Annotated in this window: 11 protein-coding genes; 1 reads left to right on the top strand and 10 read right to left on the bottom strand. The window is 72.3% G+C overall.

Features of this window, described 5'->3' with window-relative positions:
- Positions 1-146 precede the first annotated feature (146 nt).
- Positions 147-3,125 (top strand): BTAD domain-containing putative transcriptional regulator, encoded by a 2,979-nt coding sequence (locus AB0J55_RS01705; protein ID WP_364243369.1) that lies wholly within the window; start codon positions 147-149, stop codon positions 3,123-3,125.
- On the opposite strand, the gene AB0J55_RS01700 is transcribed toward AB0J55_RS01705, so the two are convergent.
- From AB0J55_RS01700 to AB0J55_RS01655, 10 genes are all read right to left on the bottom strand, one after another.
- Positions 3,109-3,894, bottom strand: coding sequence for a Calx-beta domain-containing protein (locus AB0J55_RS01700; protein ID WP_364241264.1), 786 nt, complete (start codon positions 3,892-3,894; stop codon positions 3,109-3,111). The two genes, AB0J55_RS01705 and AB0J55_RS01700, sit on opposite strands and share 17 nt — an antisense overlap.
- Positions 3,895-4,232: 338 nt before the next feature.
- Complete coding sequence (locus AB0J55_RS01695) at positions 4,233-5,882, bottom strand: right-handed parallel beta-helix repeat-containing protein (protein ID WP_364241262.1); 1,650 nt, start codon at positions 5,880-5,882, stop codon at positions 4,233-4,235.
- Positions 5,883-5,950: 68 nt separating this feature from the next.
- A complete protein-coding gene (locus tag AB0J55_RS01690) occupies positions 5,951-7,396 on the bottom strand; it encodes a family 43 glycosylhydrolase (RefSeq protein ID WP_364241259.1) in 1,446 nt (481 codons plus the stop codon).
- A gap of 129 nt (positions 7,397-7,525) precedes the next feature.
- On the bottom strand, positions 7,526-8,839 hold the full coding sequence (locus AB0J55_RS01685; protein WP_364241256.1) for a right-handed parallel beta-helix repeat-containing protein: 1,314 nt from the start codon (positions 8,837-8,839) through the stop codon (positions 7,526-7,528).
- 16 nt (positions 8,840-8,855) lie between these two features.
- Positions 8,856-11,042, bottom strand: a complete 2,187-nt coding sequence (locus tag AB0J55_RS01680) for a glycoside hydrolase family 2 TIM barrel-domain containing protein (protein WP_364241254.1) — start codon at positions 11,040-11,042, stop codon at positions 8,856-8,858.
- 24 nt (positions 11,043-11,066) lie between these two features.
- Positions 11,067-12,116, bottom strand: coding sequence for a rhamnogalacturonan acetylesterase (locus AB0J55_RS01675; RefSeq protein WP_364241252.1), 1,050 nt, complete (start codon positions 12,114-12,116; stop codon positions 11,067-11,069).
- Between the two features lie 176 nt (positions 12,117-12,292).
- Positions 12,293-14,149, bottom strand: a complete 1,857-nt coding sequence (locus tag AB0J55_RS01670; protein ID WP_364241249.1) for a DUF2264 domain-containing protein — start codon at positions 14,147-14,149, stop codon at positions 12,293-12,295.
- Entirely contained in the window at positions 14,146-15,150 is a 1,005-nt protein-coding gene (locus tag AB0J55_RS01665) for a hydroxyacid dehydrogenase (RefSeq protein ID WP_364241247.1), read from the bottom strand. The genes AB0J55_RS01670 and AB0J55_RS01665 overlap by 4 nt, the downstream gene beginning before the upstream one ends.
- A complete protein-coding gene (locus tag AB0J55_RS01660; RefSeq protein ID WP_364241245.1) occupies positions 15,147-15,989 on the bottom strand; it encodes a carbohydrate ABC transporter permease in 843 nt (280 codons plus the stop codon). The genes AB0J55_RS01665 and AB0J55_RS01660 overlap by 4 nt, the downstream gene beginning before the upstream one ends.
- The gene (locus AB0J55_RS01655) at positions 15,986-16,936 is read right to left on the bottom strand and encodes a sugar ABC transporter permease (RefSeq protein WP_364241243.1); all 951 of its coding nucleotides are present in this window, start codon (positions 16,934-16,936) and stop codon (positions 15,986-15,988) included. The genes AB0J55_RS01660 and AB0J55_RS01655 overlap by 4 nt, the downstream gene beginning before the upstream one ends.
- Between the last annotated feature and the right edge of the window lie 10 nt (positions 16,937-16,946).

The following is a 16,946-nucleotide window of genomic DNA, read 5'->3' as shown; positions in this document are numbered from 1 at the left end:
CACCGCGACCGGTTGTGAACCGGTTGTCGATGCCCCCGCGGATCAGCTGGTTGGCTGTTTTCGCGCCTCCTTCGCGCTGGCTACGCTCGCTGAGCGGTGGTGCCGCGCGGGAAGGAGCGGGGGTGTCCCAACCCGGGGAGCTGCGCGTGCTGGGGCCGGTCGAAGCGGTCGGGCCGGCCGGGCCCGCGGCCCTGCACGGGACGCGGCAGCGGGTCGTGCTCGGGGTGCTGGCGCTGCACGCGGGCACCGTGCTGCCGATCCCGCGGCTGGTCGACGTCCTGTGGGGCGAAGACCCGCCGCGCACGGCGGTCAAGACGCTGCACAGCCACGTCGCGCGGCTGCGCCAGGCGCTGGAGAGCTGCGGGTTCCCGGGCGTCCTGGTCACCCGCGAGCCGGGCTACCTGCTGACCGTCCCGCCGGTGGCGGTCGACGCGCACCGCTTCGAGCAGCAGATCCGCGCGGGCGCGGCCGACCTCGCGGCCGGCGCCGTCGAGCGGGCGGCCACCACCCTGCGCGCGGCGGTCACCCTGTGGCGCGGGGACGCCTTCGCCGACGCGGCGCCGTCCGGCTGGGGCCGGCGCGAGGTCGACCGCCTGCACGAACTGCGGCTGGGCGCGCTGGAAGACCTCTGGGACGCCGAACTGCGGCTGGGCCACCACGAACAGGCCGTCCGCGAGCTGCCCCGGCTGCTCGCCGCCGCGCCGACCCGGGAACGGCTGACCGGCCTGCACATGCTCGCCCTCTACCGCTGCGGGCGGCACACCGACGCGCTCGACGCCTTCCAGCGGCTGCGGCGGCGGCTCGCCGACGAGCTCGGCGTCGACCCCGGTCCCGAACTGCTGGCCCGGCACACGGCGATCCTGCGGCGGGACCCCGCCCTGGATCTCCGCCCGGCCCCGACCGGGCCCTCGCAGCTGCCCGCGGGCGTCGGGCACTTCACCGGACGCGAAGCCGAGCTCGCGGCGCTCGACGCCGTGCTCGACGAGCCCGAACGGCCGGTGGTGGTGGTCTCGGGCGCGGCGGGCATGGGCAAGACCGCGCTGGCGCTGCACTGGGCGCACCGGGTCGCCGCCCGCTTCCCCGACGGCCGGCTGTTCCTCGATCTGCGCGGGGAGGATCCGGCCGAGCCGCTGCCGGGTGCCCGGGCGCTGACGCACCTGCTGCGCAGCCTCGACGTGCCCGACGAGAACATCCCGGGTGACCAGGCCGGGCGCGCCGCGCTGTACCGGTCGCTGCTGCACGGGCGCCGGTGCCTGGTCGTGGTGGACAACGTCGCCGGGCTCGAGGACGTCCTGCCGCTGATCCCGGGCACCGGCCCGGCCCTGCTGGTCGTCACCAGCCGGCAGCACCTGGCCGCGCTGGGCACCCGCCACGCCGTGCGCCCGATCGCCCTGGACGCCTTCGCCCACGCCGAATCCGTGGCCTTGCTGGACCGGGTGCTCGGCGCCGAGCGGGTGCGGCGCGAGCGGGGCCCGGCCGCGCGGGTGGCCCGGCTGTGCGGCGGGATGCCGCTGGCGCTGCGCATCGCGGCCGCCCGGCTGGTGGGCGCGCCGAAGCGGCCGATCGCCGAGCTCGCCGCCGAGCTGGCCGGGGCCGGGCGGCTGGACACCCTGGCCGTGGAAGGGGATTCCCGCACGGTCCGGGCCGTGCTCGCCACCGCCTACCGCCCGCTGGCCGCCGCGCAGGCCCGCTTCTTCCGCCGGGCCGCCCTCGGCCCGGGGGCCACGTTCAGCGCCGCGCTCGGGGCCGCGCTCTGCGAGGTGCCGGGTGCCGACGGCGAGCGGGCCGCGGCCGGGCTCGCCGCCGCGCACCTCGTCACGGCCGCCGGCGCGGGCCGGTTCCGGTTCCACGACCTGATCCGCGAGTTCGCCCGGCAGTGCGCGCGGGCCGACGAGCCTCCGGCCGCCCGCGCGGAGATCGCCGACCGGCTCGTCGACTGGTACCTGGTGGCCGCGGCGGCGGCGAACCGGGCCATCGACCCGAACCGCGACCTGGTCACGCCGTCACCGCGGTTCGCCGCGCCCGAAGTGCCGGTCGGCGACGACCGGCACGCCGCGCTGACCTTCCTCACCGCCGAACGCGACAACCTGCTGCCCGTCGTGCGGTTCGCCCGCGAGCACGGCCGCGCCAAAGCCGCTTGGCAGCTCACGTACCTGCTGACCAGCTTCTACGACACGGCCGGGCACTGGCACACGCGCGTCGAGCTGTGCCGCGAGGGCGCCGCCGCCGCGACCGGGCTCGGCGACCCCCTGGCCGAGGCGGAGATGCTGCGGGCGCTGGGCGTCGCGTACTTCATGACCCGGCGGCTGCCGGAGGCCCTGGAGACCAACGCGGCCGCGTTGCGGACGGCGCAGGCCGCCGGGGACGTCCAGGGCGAAGGGCACATCCACAACAACACCGCCAACGCCTACGCCGAACTGCGCCGCTTCGACGAAGCCATTGCCGCCCACCGGCTCGCGGTCGCCCGCAACGCCGCGGTCGGCAACGACCTCGGGCACGCGCTGTCCCAGCGCAACCTCGGCCACACCTACGTCCGGATGGGCCGCGCCCCGGAGAGCCTGGCCCCGCTGACGGCGGCGCTGGCGACGTTCCGCGCGCTGGGCAACGCCCGGCTGGAAGCCGCCACGCTCGACACGCTCGGCGAGGCGCACCTGCAGCGCGGGGACCACCGGGCGGCGCTGGCGCACCTCGGTGAGGCGCTCGCGGTCAGCCGGGTGCTCGGCGACCGCTGGCTGGAGTGGGAGTCGCTGCTCGACACCGGCCGGGTCCACCTGGGCCGCGGCGACTTCGCCACCGCGGCGGACCTGTTCGGGCAGGCCCTCGACCTCAGCCGCGACGTCGGCGACCGGCACGGCGAGGCGGCCGCGCTGGAGCACCTCGGGCGGGCCCGGCTCGGGGCGGGCGACCTGGCCGCCGCGCGCGAACACCTGGAACGCGGGCTGGCCGTGCGGGCCACCGTGCCCGACGGCTACGAGCAGGCGCACCTGCACCGCGACCTCGGTGATCTGGAGGCGCGGCTCGGCCGGCCCGCCGACGCGGCCCGGCACTGGGCCACGGCCGCCGCGTTGTACACCCAGGCCAACGCGACGGCCGAGGCCCGCGAGGTGGCTAACCGCCGGGCTTGATCGTCACCTCCGCCCGCGCGTTCCCCAGCTTGCCGGCCGACGGGCTGAACAGCTCCAGCACGAACCGGGACTCGCCTTGGTTGCCGTCCAGCAGCTCGACCGCGGCGCTCCCCGCGGAGGCACCGGGCGGGATCGTCACCGTCGCGTCCTTGACCGGCACGTACGCCGGTTCGCCGGTGCCGAGCGGCAAGGTCCGGTAGTGCACGGTGACCGGCGCCTTGGCCGGGCCGCCGCCGAGCCCCACCCCGACCGTGCAGACGTGCCAGCAGATCTTGCCGCCGTCGGTGGAGACCACGACCGCGGGGCCGCCGACGCCGTCGTCGTCGAGGATCCCGCCCGCGGCCAGGCCGTCGGCCAGGACCAGGCCGGCCGGGTCGGACAGGCGCAGCAGGAACGGCTCGTTCGGCTCCCCGGCGGCGTCCTTGACGACCTCGACGGCGACCGTGCGCGGGCCGGCGTCACCGCTCCAGCTCAGCCGCCCCGCGACGGGGACGTAGTCGGTCAGGCTGCTCGCGCCGGGCGAGACATCGTCGGTCTTGTAGGAGACCGACCCGGTCGGCGCACACCCCGCGGCGGCCGTGACGGACACGGTGAACGCGAAGGTGGTGTAGGCCGGGCCGGGCTCCCCGGCGGCCGGGGTGCCCTCGTAGAGCGTCCGGTCGGCGACCGCCACCGACGCGGGCCCGCAGCCGCCGGCCACCGCGCCCGCGGGCGCGGGCGTCCCCAGGCCGAGCAGGAGCACGACCACGGCGAGTACCGCTGTTCTCATCGGAGTCCCCTTGCGTCCGGGCCCGCGGAGGAGCGCGCCACCCGGCATGCGTACCGCACCCCGGTTGCAGCGGGGTTGTGACCGGGGCGGCCTCAGCCCGGCTCCGAGAGGATGACGGCTCGCGAGGCCAGGTGCAGCGCGAGCCGCTCGTCCGGTCGGGACAGGTCCACCCCCAGCAGCTGCGCCGGCCCGCGTCGGCGACCCGGCGGCGCAGGTCCGCGCCCGGTTCGGTGTCCAGCCGCAGCAGGTCGCCGAGCAGCGCCGTGCACGAGCGCGGACCCGGCCCGCCACCTCCATCCTGCGCATGCACGCCCGCAGCCGTCCCGGCGATCCGCGGCTCACCCCACTTCGAACGCGCCGATGTCCGGTTTGCCGGTGTAGATCGGGGTGTCCGCGTAATCCCGGCCGCCGTTGCCGCTGGTCTCGACGCCCCGGTTCACCGCGGGTGAGCCGGCCCGGACTCGCAGGCCGTACGCCGCGGTGAGCCGCGGGCCGGAGGCCGGGGTGCCCACCGTGTAGTCGGGTGTCCCGGTGAACTGCGGGTCCGCACGGACGGCGTGGGCGTCGCCGGACGGCACCGGCAGGCTCGCGCCGCCGTAGAGGTTGCTGTCGTAGTGGATCGTCGAGCTCGTGGTGAGCGATGCCCCGGCCGTCGTCGAATACAGGACGTTGTCCGTGATGTCGTAGGACGAAGTCAGCGAGGTGCCGTAGCCGTAGACCAGGTTCTTGCCACGGTCGTTGTAGAGCGTGTTGCCGTAGACCTTCGCCTTCGCGGCCTTGTCGGAGTGCAGGTACAACGGATAGCGGGTGTTGCCGGCGAGCACGTTGTAGCGCAGCACGACGTCGCCGAAGGAGAACTGGCAGAGCAGGACGCCGTCGCCGTTTCCGTGCGACCAGTTGTACTGGACGACGACCTTGGTGGTCGCCTTGTCCGCGTCGATGCCGTTGGAGTCCGCGCCGTGGGCCTTCGGCGTGGTCTCGGCGACCTCGTTGGACTGGATGGTCACGTCGTCGGCGAAGTAGGTCTCGATGCCCGACGTCCCCGCCCGGTACACGACGTTCTGCTCGACCACCGCGTGCCGGACGCCGGTGAGGTACACGCCGTTGCAGCCGTAGGCCGTGCCCGGCTGGCTGATGTGGTTGCCGCGGATGACCACGTTCGTGTGCGGGGTGAACTTCGCGTCGCCCGCGCTCGTGCGGCTGCCCCAGCCGGTGGCCACGGCGCCGGGGGCGTCCCCGGAGTACTGCTTGACCACGATGCCGGCGAAGGACGTGTTGGCGACGACCGAGTTCTGGATGGTGACGCCGTCGAGCACGGCCGGGGACGACGGCGGCGCGCCGAGGTTCGCCACGGTGGAATCGAACACGATGCCGCCGGTCTTCTTCGACCGGTCCCAGCCCATCTTGAAGTGGATGCCGGGCGCGTTGTCGGCGGTGTCGCCGCCGATCCAGTTCACCTCGCCGGTGACGTCGTGGACGTCGACGCTCTCGACCACGAAGCCGTGCAGCGTCCGGCCGCCGGTGCCGGTGACGTGGATGCCCCGCAGGTCCTTCAGGTTCGCCCCCGGCGTGCCCGTCGCGGGCGCCTGGTTGGTCACCTCGAGGTGGCGGATCGTCCAGAACTCCTGGTCGGCGAGACGCACGGTGTCCGCGACCGCGCCACCGCCGTCGATCCGCGGGTTCGCCCCGTCGCCGTACCGATCGACGGTGATCGGCGCGCCCGAGGCGCCGGAGCCTTTCGGCCACAGCTGCCCGCTCCATCGGCTGCCGGCCTTCAGCAGGACCTGGTCCCCCGCGTGGAACGTGGTCTGGCCGACGCGGGCGAGGCTGCGCCACGCGTGCGCGCTGTCCGTGCCGGCCGCGCTGTCGTTGCCCTGCGCAGCATCGACGTAGTAGGTCACGGCGGCGACCGGCGCGGCGGGTGACGGGACAACGCCGGAGGCAGCCAGCAGCGCGGCCGCCAGTAATCCGGGGAAGGATCGGAACACGGGCCACTCCTCACGCAGGGGGAGGACGGCGCCCGGCGGGTGAGCGGCCCGCCGGGCGCGTCCGGGAATCAGCCGTTCTGCACCAGGCTGAAGTCGTCGACGTTCACCCAGTTGCCGGCGTTCGCGTCCGAGGAGACGCCGACCTGGATCGACCCGTTCGTCACGGTGATGCCGGAGACGGTCACCTTCGTCCAGCTCCCGAGCGCCTGGTTGATCGACGCGCTCAGCTCACCGCCGCCGAAGTTCTTCGCGAAGATCGTCGCCTTCTTCTGGCCGCCGCTGCTCTTCACCCACGCCGACAACGTGTACGTGCCGTTCGGCAGCGAGATGTTCTGGAACCGCGACGCGGTGTAGGCCGACGACGAACTCTGCGCGAACGCCCACCGGCCGGTGTGCCCGCCCTGCTTGTTGCTGTTGACGGCGCCGCCGGTGGTCGTCCAGCCCGCGAGGTCGTTCTGCGCGACCCGGTCGGCCTCGGCGCTCGGGTTGAGGACGTAGTTGTTGCCGCGTCCGACGGCCCAGGTCCCGGCCGCCGCGTCGACGGTCCACTGGTTCAGCGAATGGAACACCGGCGTCGACCCGTTGAAGGTGACCGGCAGCCACTGGTTGTAGCCGATGCCGTTGCCGGCGAAGTCGCTCCAGCGGTCACCGCCGAACATCACGAACGACCCCTGGGAGCCGGTCACCGTGAACGCCAGGCCGGTCTGCGTCACGTGCGAGAAGTCGGCGTCCGTCCCCTGCAGCACGAACTCCGAAGAGTACGGGCCCATGATGTTCTTCGCACTGATGCAGTAGGTGTGCGACGCGTTCCAGCCGTGCAGATCGGACGAGCAGAAGTAGTACGTCCCGTTGTACTTGAACATGATGTTGCCTTCACGGCCGCCCGCCGAGCTGTTGTAGACGTTCTTCGCCGGGTCGACCTGCAGGAAGTCCGACGACCGCAACGACGACACGTACAGGTGCGAACGGCCGCTCTTGTTGCTGTAGACCAGGTACGCCTTGCCGTCGTCGTCGGTGAACACCGACTGGTCGCCCGACATGCCGGTGGACACACCGGCGATGCTGGACTGCGTCCCCGCCTTGGTGAACTTGCCGTTCGGCGTGCTGCTCGTGGCGAACACCAGCCCGCCGCCCAGCTGCGAGACCAGCACGTACTTGCCCGTGTTCGGGTTCCGCGCGACGCCGATCCGGCCGACCCAGCCGCCGCCCAGGTCGGAGCCGGTCAGGGCGTTGCCTTCGAACTTCCAGTTCGCCAGGTCGGTCGACGAGTAGATGGTGATCGCGCTCAGCGAGACGTCGCCGTTCTTCCCGCCGCCCGGGTTGTTGTAGTAGCTGACCGCGCCGTTGTACTTGGCCCCGTACCAGTAATAGGTGGTGCCGACCTTCAGCACACCCCCGCCCTGAGAGTAGATCGGGTTGCCCGAGGTGTCCTTCCAGAACACGTCGTTCTGGATCGTCGCCGCGGCGGCAGCCGGGGCGGCCGTGGCCGGCGTGCCGCCGGAAACCAGCGCCACGGCCGCGGAAAGGAAACCTGAGACGAGGGATCGCCGGAAATTGTTCCTCAGCACTTTCATGACCTCCGGGTGGAGTACTTCTGGATGATTCGTCCGGCTGTCCGCGCTCCCGGAAACCGCCGGTTCACCTCAGGACTCGAACGCGCCGAGGTCCGGGGCCTTGCCGGTGTAGGGCAGGCCGACGTCCGTGCCCTTGTCGATCAGCGTGCTGCCCGCCGCCAGGCGCAGGTGGGGCAGCACCGGCAGGCTGCCGTCGGACTGCCGGGCCGCGTCCCACCCGGACGTCGAAACGCTCCGGAACTGCGCGTCCGACAGCGTCACCCCGAGGTTCCACGAGTTGTAGGAGGCGTTCGTGCCGGACATGTTCGAGGTCAGGGTGCCCTGGTAGGCGAGGTTGTTGCGCAGGTTGCCGAGCCCGACGGCCGCGCCGGCGGAGTTGATGCCGAGCATGTTGAAGTCGGGGTGGTTGTTGTAGCCGGTGTTGTCGAAGTAGTCGTTGGCCAGCGTGTGGTGGTTGGCGTAGAAGCCCGCGGCCTTGTTGTTGAACGCCACCGAGTTCCGGATGGTGTGCTTGGCGCCGTTGCTCACGTATTTGCCGCCGTACCCACCCATCTTGAAGCCGTTGCCGTTGCCCGACGACGTGGTCGTCTCCGGCAGGTAGCCGTTGCGCCACGCCCACGAGTTCTCGATCGTGACCGAGGAGAACGCGTTGATCAGGTCGAAGCCGTCGTCGGAGTTCCACCACGCGCGGCACCCGCGGAACACGTTGCCCGGGTGGCCGGCGGAGATGTGCGCGCCGAATCCGTCCGCGCTTTCCCCGGCGCCGTTGGAGGTGCGGGGGTCGTAGTTGTCGTGCGAATCGGAATCGAGGACGAGGTTGCCGCCACCGTCCTGGATGAACAGCCCGGGCCCCATGTTGTTGTGCAGGTTCAGCAGCTCGAAGGTGTTGTTGCTGCCGGAAACCCAGATGCCCCACGATTCGTGGTTGAGGTTGTTGTTCTGGGGCACGCCCTTGACTTCGAGGCCCTTGAGGTGGATGTAGTCGCCGGTGACGTCGAAGCCCTTGATCCGGCAGTTGTCGCTGACCCGCGAGAAGTCGAAGACCGGCGTCTCGCCCGGGTAGGCCCAGTAGCGGATCGGGTTGCCGGAACTGCCGCTCTTGTTCAGGGTGATCGCGTCCACCCGGTCGGTCCCGCTCGCGCACGCCTTGTTCGCGCGGGAATAGCCGTAGGTGCCGCCGCGCAGGTACACGGTGTCGCCCGCCTGGGCGACGGCCTGGGCATGGGCGACCGAAGCCCAGGGCGCGGCCTGCGTCCCGGCGGCGCTGTCACTGCCCGACGGAGCGACGTAGTAGGTCTTCCCGGCCGCCGGGCTGCTCGCGGCGACCGGGGCGCCGGCGACCACGATGGCCGCCGAGAACACCAGGGAAGCGAGGATCTTCATGAATACTCAGGCTCCTTCAGTTGCAGCTGCCGGAACACGGCACGAACGGCGCCGTGGTGCCGGTCAGCGTCGTCGTGCCGAGCGTCAGCCCGGCCGCGCTCGCGGTCACCGTGATGGTGCCCGCGCCCGTCGCGCGCACCAGGCCGTACGCGACGCCCTGGTAGGCCTTCCGGACCGAGCCGCGGAACGTCTCCTGCACGGGGCTGCCGCTGTCGACCGCGATCAGCTGCCCGGGCCCGCTGACGCTGAACGTGATCGGCGCGGAAGAGCTCGTCACGACCCGCCCGGACGCATCGGCCACGGTGGCCTTGACGTACGAAACGTCGTCGATGTCCGTCGACACGGAGCTGTGGTCGGGCGCGAGCACCACCCGGCTCGCCGTGGTGCCGGTCGCCGGCGGCGACGTCGTGGGCGCACCCCACGTACGCTGCCACGAATACCCGATCGGCCGGACCGTGCCCACCGCGTCCATCAGGCCGAAGTCCGGCTCCACGCGGGGCCACAGCGCGTCGGCCTCCCCCAGGTACGCCGCGCCGGTCCAGAGGAACAGGCCGGTGACGTTCGCGTTGTTCCGGACCGTCGTCCACGCCGAGGTGTCGGTGCCCATCTCGGTGAACAGCCCGGCCCGCGCGGGCGACGCCTTCGCGGCTTGGATGACCTCGTCGGGCCGGTAGTTGCCCCCGAAGACGTCCACAATGGTCCGGGTGGCGCCGGTGACGTCCCCGCTGTCCCCCGGCCGGAACAGCGCCTGGGTGACCGGCCGGCCCGGGTCCAGCGCGTGCGCGATCGAGACCATCCGGGTCAGCAGCGGCGTCCGGGTGGCGATCGGGTCGCGGATCTCGTTGCCGGTGCTCCACATGGCCACGCTGGGGTGGTTGCGGTCACGCAGCACCACGCTGGTGGCGTCGACCTGGTACCACGGCACCGAACCACTCGCGCCGGGCACCGCGGGCGTCCCCGTCGGCGCGGCCGCCGTCCGGTTGAAGTACGTCGCGTAGTCACCCACGTCGGAGTACTTGTGCTGGGTCCAGACGTCGAAGAACTCGTCGAGGACCAGGAACCCCATCCGGTCGGTGAGCTCGAGGAAGGCCGGGCTCGGCGGGTCGTGCGCCGTGCGGATGGCGTTCACCCCGAGCGCCTTCAGCTGCGCCAGCCGCCGCTGCACCGCCCGCTGCGGCGCGGCCGTCCCGAGCCCGTGCAGGTCCTGGTGGAGCGCGACACCCTGGAACTTCACGCTCTTGCCGTTGAGGCTCATCCCCGTCGCAGCGTTGAACGTCACCGTGCGGATGCCCACGGACGTGACGTCATCGTCCACGGCCGTGCCGCCCACGAGGACGCTCGTCGCCAGCGAGTACAGGTTCGGATCGGCCAGGTCCCACAGCTTCGGGCTGCTCACCGGCACGTCGTAGGCGAAGGTGGCCGACGCCCCGGCGGCGACGGTCTTGGCCCCCGTCGTCACCGCGGGCAACGCGGCCCCGCCCGGGTCGCTGAGGACACCCTGGACACTGACGTTCGCCGCCGCGCCACTCTCGTTGACCACTGTGGTCTCCGCGTGCACAGTGTTCGCGTTCGGCGTCGTGACCCGGGTCGCCCACTGTCCTATGTGTACCGGATCGGTCGCGATCAGGCGGACGTCGCGGTAGATTCCGGCGCCGGTGTAGTAGCGGGACGCCGGTTGCGACGTCGTGTCCGTCTTGACGGCGACGACGTTGTCGCCCCCGAGCGTCGCCGCCGCGGTGATGTCGTAGCGGAAACTCGTGTAGCCGTACGGGTGGGTACCGATCAGCGTGCCGTTGACGTACACGCTCGCGTTGGCCATCACGCCGTCGAACTCCAGGGACACCCGGCGGCCGGCAGGCACTCCCGCCAGGGAGAAGTGCTTGCGGTACCAGCCGATCCCCGACGGCAGGTACCCGCCACGCCCGGTGCTCGGCGCCGACTGGGAGAACGGGTTGGCCGGCGGGTTCTTGCCCTCGATGCTCCAGTCGTGCGGCACGCTCAGCTTTCGCCAGCCACTGTCGTTGTAGGACGCACCACCGGCGCCACTGGCGTCGCCGTAGTTGAACAGCCAGCCGGCATCGAAGTCCGTCACCGTCCGGTACCGGTTGGCCGCCACGGACGTGCCGGGCACCGCGAACAGCGCCGCGATCAGCAGCACCACACCGGCCACGGCTTTCCCGAAGTTCCTGAGTTTTCCGGGCAACGCTCTCACCTCACGATCACGGATTCAGCGCAGGTAACTCACCAAGGAGAGGTTCAGCTCGCGGATGCCCTGCACGACGAGGTTCGCCATCTGCGTCGCGCCGTACACCGAGAAGTGCGTGTTGTCGGAGACGCCGTCCGCCGCCTGGGTCAGGTAGATCTTCTGGGACGCCGACGAGCCCAGCGACTCGACCAACGTCTTGCTCTTCGCCGTCAGGTCGATGACCGGGACGTTCGCGCTCTTGCCGAGTGCCCGGATCACCGCGGGCAGATCGACGCCCTTGCTGTTGACGTGCAACGCCGTCGGCGTCAGTTTCGCGCCGTTGAACAACCGCCGCACCGGTGGCGTCACCAGGACCGGGACCCCGCCGCGGGCGCGCACGCCGTCGACCATCTTGGCGAGGTTGTCGCGGAACGCCGTGGCCGTGGTGGTCTTGTCGTTGTGCCCGAACTGGATGAACACCAGGTCCTTGCTCTTGATCAGCGGCTTCATCCTCGGGAACAGGGCGCTGTTGGCGAGGAAGCTCCCCGAGCTCTCGCCGGAATCCGCGTAGTTGGCGATCACCGCCCCGTTCCGCACGGCGGTGGGCAGCACCTGGCCCCAGCCGGTGTACGGGGCGACCGGCTGGTCGCAGACCGTCGAATCGCCGGCCAGGTAGGTCACCAGCGGGGCCGCGGCCGGGGTCACCGTCAGCGAACCGATCGCCGGCGCGGTCCCGCCGAACGTGAGGTCCAGCCCCGGGGTCCCGGTGCCGCCCTGACCGGTGGGCTGCCCTTCCGGCTCACGGACGTTGACCGTGACGGTGGTGGAAACGACCTGGCCCGCAGTGGTCCGGACGGCGTTCAGCACCTCCCGCCGCGCCTCCACCGAGATCGACGTATCGGCCGCCTTCGGGCCGCCGAGCCCGACCGTGACGTCGTAATTGCCCGGCGAGACCGCGAAATGGCACTTGATCGGCGCCGATCCCGAACATTGCGGTGGCAGCGCCCGCTCGGCGGCCGCCGCGGCGGGTGCCGGGACCAGCGCCGCGGCCACGACCAGGGCGGCGAGCATCCCGTTCTTCCTGGCGGACATGCGAACTCCTCTATCCGATGTGGATGGTCCGGTAGCCGGTTTCACCCCGGCCTCCGGAGCGGAACTCGACGGGGCCGGGTATTTTGGGAGCGCTCCCAGCGTAACACACCGGACACGTCGCCGATACCTCAGTAAGCGCTTTCTTCAATGCCGGGCCGTCAGCTCGCTGCTCGCCATCACCCCGGCGGAAGCACCGTGACCGACGGGGGCGCGCTCACCGGCGGCGCGAACCGGATCCGCACCACGAATCCGTCCGGCCACCCGATCTCGGCCCCGTCTCCGGTCGCCGAGGCGACCGGCTCGCCCGCCTCGGCACCCAACGCCGCCAGCGCGACGAAGACCGCCGAGCCGTGGACGTTCCCGGTGAGCCGCGGGAGCGACACCCACGGCACGAAAGCGGTGCCGTGGGGAGCGCGGATTTCGTCCCGGCCCGTCCAGCCGGCCAGCGGGCGGAGCAGGGACCCGCCCGGCGCGGCCGCCCAGCCCGTCTGCTCGGCACGGGCACCGGGCGGGGCACCCAGCACGCGGTGCACCCGCAGCTCGTCACGCCCGCGGACGACGGTGACGCTCTCGACACGCAGGCCGGGCACCGCCACCGGGCCGTCCGGGAACACCGGACGGTGCCAGGACGCGGCCCAGCCCCAGCCGTCGCCCTGGCCCGCGCCCAGCGGGTGGATCCGGCGCCGGACGCTGCGCACCCCGGACACGACCACCGCGAGGTGGTTGTCGGCCGGGTTGCCGCGCGCGGTCGGGCCGGTCCGGGTCGAGTAGGCGAACCGGCCGTAGTGCGGGTTGTCCCCCGCCGCGGACTCGGCCTCGTGCGGCCGGACGCCGTCGCTGCCGTGGTTGTGCAGCCGGACGACACCGTCGTCGCGGGTCGCCTGCAGCAGCAGGCCCGGCGCCGGGAGCGCCACCACCGTGTCGGCGGTCTCACCGGGCGCGGGCCGTTCGACGTCGGTCCACAGCGGATGCTCCGGGGGCGCGAGCAGGCAGGCGAACGCCTTCGACGCCCAGTAGGGCGAGCCCGGCCCGGAGTAGTACTGCACCGTCGGGGCGTGCGGCCCGTGCCAGCCGAGGCTCAGCAGGCCGTGCTCGTCCACGGCACCGCGGTCCAGGAAGTAGCGCAGCGCTCCGCTGATCAGCCGTCGTGACACGCCCGGCGGCAGCGGGGTGTCGCCGGTGACGGCGCCGAGGCCGACCGCCGACGCGGCCGCGAACCGGTAGGTCAGCGAGCGTCCGAAGTGCAGGGGGGCGCCGTCACCGCCGAACCACAGGCCGAAGCTCTCCAGGTGCTCGCGCAGCCGGGCGCCGAACGGGGTCGCCGCGCCGGCGAGGTGGGCGTCCAGCACCGGGTACAGGTGCAGGGCCCAGCCGTTGTAGTGGTCGAAGGCGCGCCCGTCGCCGTCGGCGTACCAGCCGTCCCCGCGGTACCAGCCCTCCAGTAGCTCCAGCGCCCGGTCGCGGGCCCGCGCGGTCTCGGCGTCGGCGCGGCCTGCCGAGGCGAGGAACCCGGCCACGGTGAAGGGGAACAGGTACCAGTTGTTCGGCGCCGGGACGTGCCTCAGCGCACCGCGCAGCCACTCCTCGATCCGGTCCTGCACGGCGGGCGCGAGGTGGTCCCACAGCCACGGCCGGGTCAGCCGCAGGCCGAGCGCGACGGACGCGGATTCGACCATCGGCTGCCCGGCGAGGTGGTGGTCGCCGATCACGGGCCACGACTCGGCGTCGTCGCGGCCCGGTGTGCGGGTGCCCGCGTCGAGTCCGCCTGCGTACCGGTCCAGCCGGCCGTGGGGGTCTTTCCCCTCTTCACCGGCAACGCGGAAGGCGGCGGCGAGGAAGGTCCGGGCGAACCCCTCCAGCCCGTCCGAGCGGACGCCGCTGCCCGACGGCGGCCCCGGCAGGTCGAGCCGGGCGCCGCCCGGGGTCGCCCATTTCCAGGCTGCGTCCAGCAGGCCGTCCGCCACGGCGGTCCAGTGCTCCCGCGTGTACCCGGTGTGCGGGCTCAGCGTGCGGTCCTCGCCGGGCAGCTTCACGCGATCATCCCCAGGAGTTCGCGGCGGACGGGGTGGGCGAACGCCTCCCCCGCCGTCCAGCGGGTGACCTCCGCGACGGCCAGTTCGGCCAGCCGCCGCAGCTCGTTGCCCTGCGAACCGGCCAGGTGCGGGGTGATCAGCACGTTGTCGTCCGTCCACAGGGGATGCGCCGGCGGCAGCACCTCCGGGTCGGTGACGTCGAGGATCGCCCGGATCCGCCCCGCCCCGGTCGCCTCGGCCAGCGCCTCCTGGTCGACCACCGCCCCGCGCGCGGTGTTGATCAGCACCGCGTCCGGCCGCATGGACGCGATCAGCTCCCGCCCGACCAGCCCGCGGGTCTCCGGCAGCAGCGGGGTGTGCACGCTGACGACGTCGCCGCGGGCGAACAGCTCGGCCAGGCTCACCGCTTCCGCGCCCAGCTCCGCCGCTTCGGCCGCGGTCAGGTGGGGATCGTGCACGAGGACGCGGAGGTCGTGCGGGCGCAGCAGGCCGATCACCCGCCGTCCGATCATCGACGCCGACAGGATCCCGACGGTCCGGCCGTAGTTGCCCAGGTGCGGCGGCACGCCCAGCCCGTCGTCGCGGCGGCGGGCCGCCCGGTGGCCGCGGGCGCGTTCCAGCACCCGTTTGCCCGACAGCAGGATCATCGACAGGGTGTACTCGGCTACCGGCACCGCGTTCGCCGCCGCGGCGGACGTCACCGCGATCCCGCGGTCCCAGCACGCTTCGGTGACGTGCCCGCGGACCGAGCCGGCGGTGTGCACGACGGCCCGCAGCCGCGGCGCGCGGGCGAGCGCGGCCGCGTCCAGCGGCGGGCAGCCCCAGCCGGTGATCAGCAGTTCGACGTCCCGCAGGGCGGCGTGGGCGGCCGGGATCGCGAAGTCGTCGAGCACCCCGTCCGCGAGGTCGCAGAGGCGGCGCAACGCCGTCATCGCGGTGTCGTCGAGCACCGCCGCCGCGGCGCGGGGAGCCATCGCGAGCGCGGCGCGGGGACGGCTCACTTGACCGCCCCCGCCGTCAGCCCTGATCGCCAGAACCGCTGCAGCAGGGCGAACGCCAGCACCAGCGGCAGGACGGCCAGCAGCGAGCCCGCGATCACCACCGGGTAGTACTCGGGAGACGTGGTCGCCGCGCTGTTCCAGCTGTAGAGGCCGAGGCTGACCGGGTAGAGCTGCTGGTTCGACAGCATCACCATGGGCAGGAAGAAGTTGTTCCAGATGGCGGTGAGCTGGAACAGGAACACGGTCACGACGCCCGGGCCGAGCATCCGCAGCGAGACCCGGAAATAGGTCGCCAGCTCTCCCGCTCCGTCGATCCGCGCCGCCTCCAGCACCTCGCCGGGCACGTACCCCTGGCTGAACACGCGGCCGAGGTAGACGCCGAAGGGGTTGAACAGCACCGGGATGAACACCGCCCACACCGTGTCGACCACGCCGGCGCCCGAGGCCAGCAGGTACAGCGGGAGCGCGAGCACGGTCTGCGGCACCATCACCGCGGCCAGCACCAGCCCGAACAGCTTCTCCTTGTGCCGGAAGACGTACTTGTCGAACGCGTAGCCGCAGGCGATGCTCACCAGCGCGCTCACGGCGGCACCGCCGACGGCGTACAGCAGGCTGTTGAGGTACCAGCGGCCGTAGATGCCCTTGTCCATCGCGAACAGGTCCTGGACGTTCTTCAGCGGTGAGAACCCCTCGAGCGAAAGGAGGTCGCTGCCGAACAGGGCGTCCCGGTCCTTCATCGCGGCCAGCAGCAGCCACAGCGCCGGGATCAGGGTGTAGAGCACGGAGATCGCCACGACGGTGTTGACGGCCGTGCGGCCGAGGAACTTCGGCGGGTTCACTGTGCGGCCTCCCGGGTGCGGCTGGTCCAGCGTGTGACGCCGTAGGACAGCGCGATCGTGCACAGCAGCAGGATCACCGACGCGGCCGCGGCGAGGCCGTAGTTGTTGCGGGTGAACGCGGCGTCGTAGATGTACATGCTCGGCGAGAACCGCGCGGTGATCATCGGCGTCGCCTGCGACAGCAGCATCGGCTCGGTGAACAGCTGCAGCGACCAGATCAGGGTGAACAGCACGACCATCACGATCGACGCGCGGATCATCGGCGTCTTGATCCACAGCGCGGTCCGGACCCCGCCGGCCCCGTCGGCCACGGCGGCCTCGACCACCTCGCGCGGCACGGCCTGCAGGGCGGCGTAGAAGACGACGACGTTGTAGCCGAGGTTGCTCCACAGCGCGATGTTCACCATGGCCGGGATGACGGTGTGGACGCCGAGGAAGTCCACCGTGATCCCGGCCTTGCCGAACAGGTCCACCACCGGGGACAGGCCGGGGAGGTAGAGGTAGAGCCAGATGATCGCGGCGATGATGCCGGGCACCGCGTGCGGCAGGAACAGCGCGAGCCGCGCCGAGCCGCGCAGCCGGGCGGCACCCGAGTCGAGCAGCAGCGCCAGGCCGAGGGAACAGAGGACCAGCAGCGGCAGGTACAGCAGGCAGTACAGCGCGACGACGCCGAGTCCGCTCAGGAACGTCGGATCGGCCAGGACGGCGGCGTAGCTGCGGAACCCGACGAAGATCGTGTGCTCCGGGCCGAACCCGAGACCCGGTTCGTCGGCGCCGAAGAAGCTCAGCCACAGCGCCGTTCCGGCCGGGACGAGGAAGACCACCACCAGCAGCACGAAGAACGGCGCCATCAGCACGGCGCAGGCGGTGCCGTGCCGGTGCCGCTTCCGGACGCGCGGTGCGGGCGCTCTGGAAGCGCTTTCCGGACGAGCGAGCGTCGTCGTCATCGCCTCTCCT

Origin of the sequence: Amycolatopsis sp. NPDC049688, from assembly GCF_040674975.1 — a bacterium.
In the GTDB taxonomy this organism is placed as follows: Bacteria; Actinomycetota; Actinomycetes; order Mycobacteriales; family Pseudonocardiaceae; genus Amycolatopsis.
Note: the sequence above shows the minus strand (reverse complement) of the source record. Positions and strands in the feature narration are given on the sequence as shown.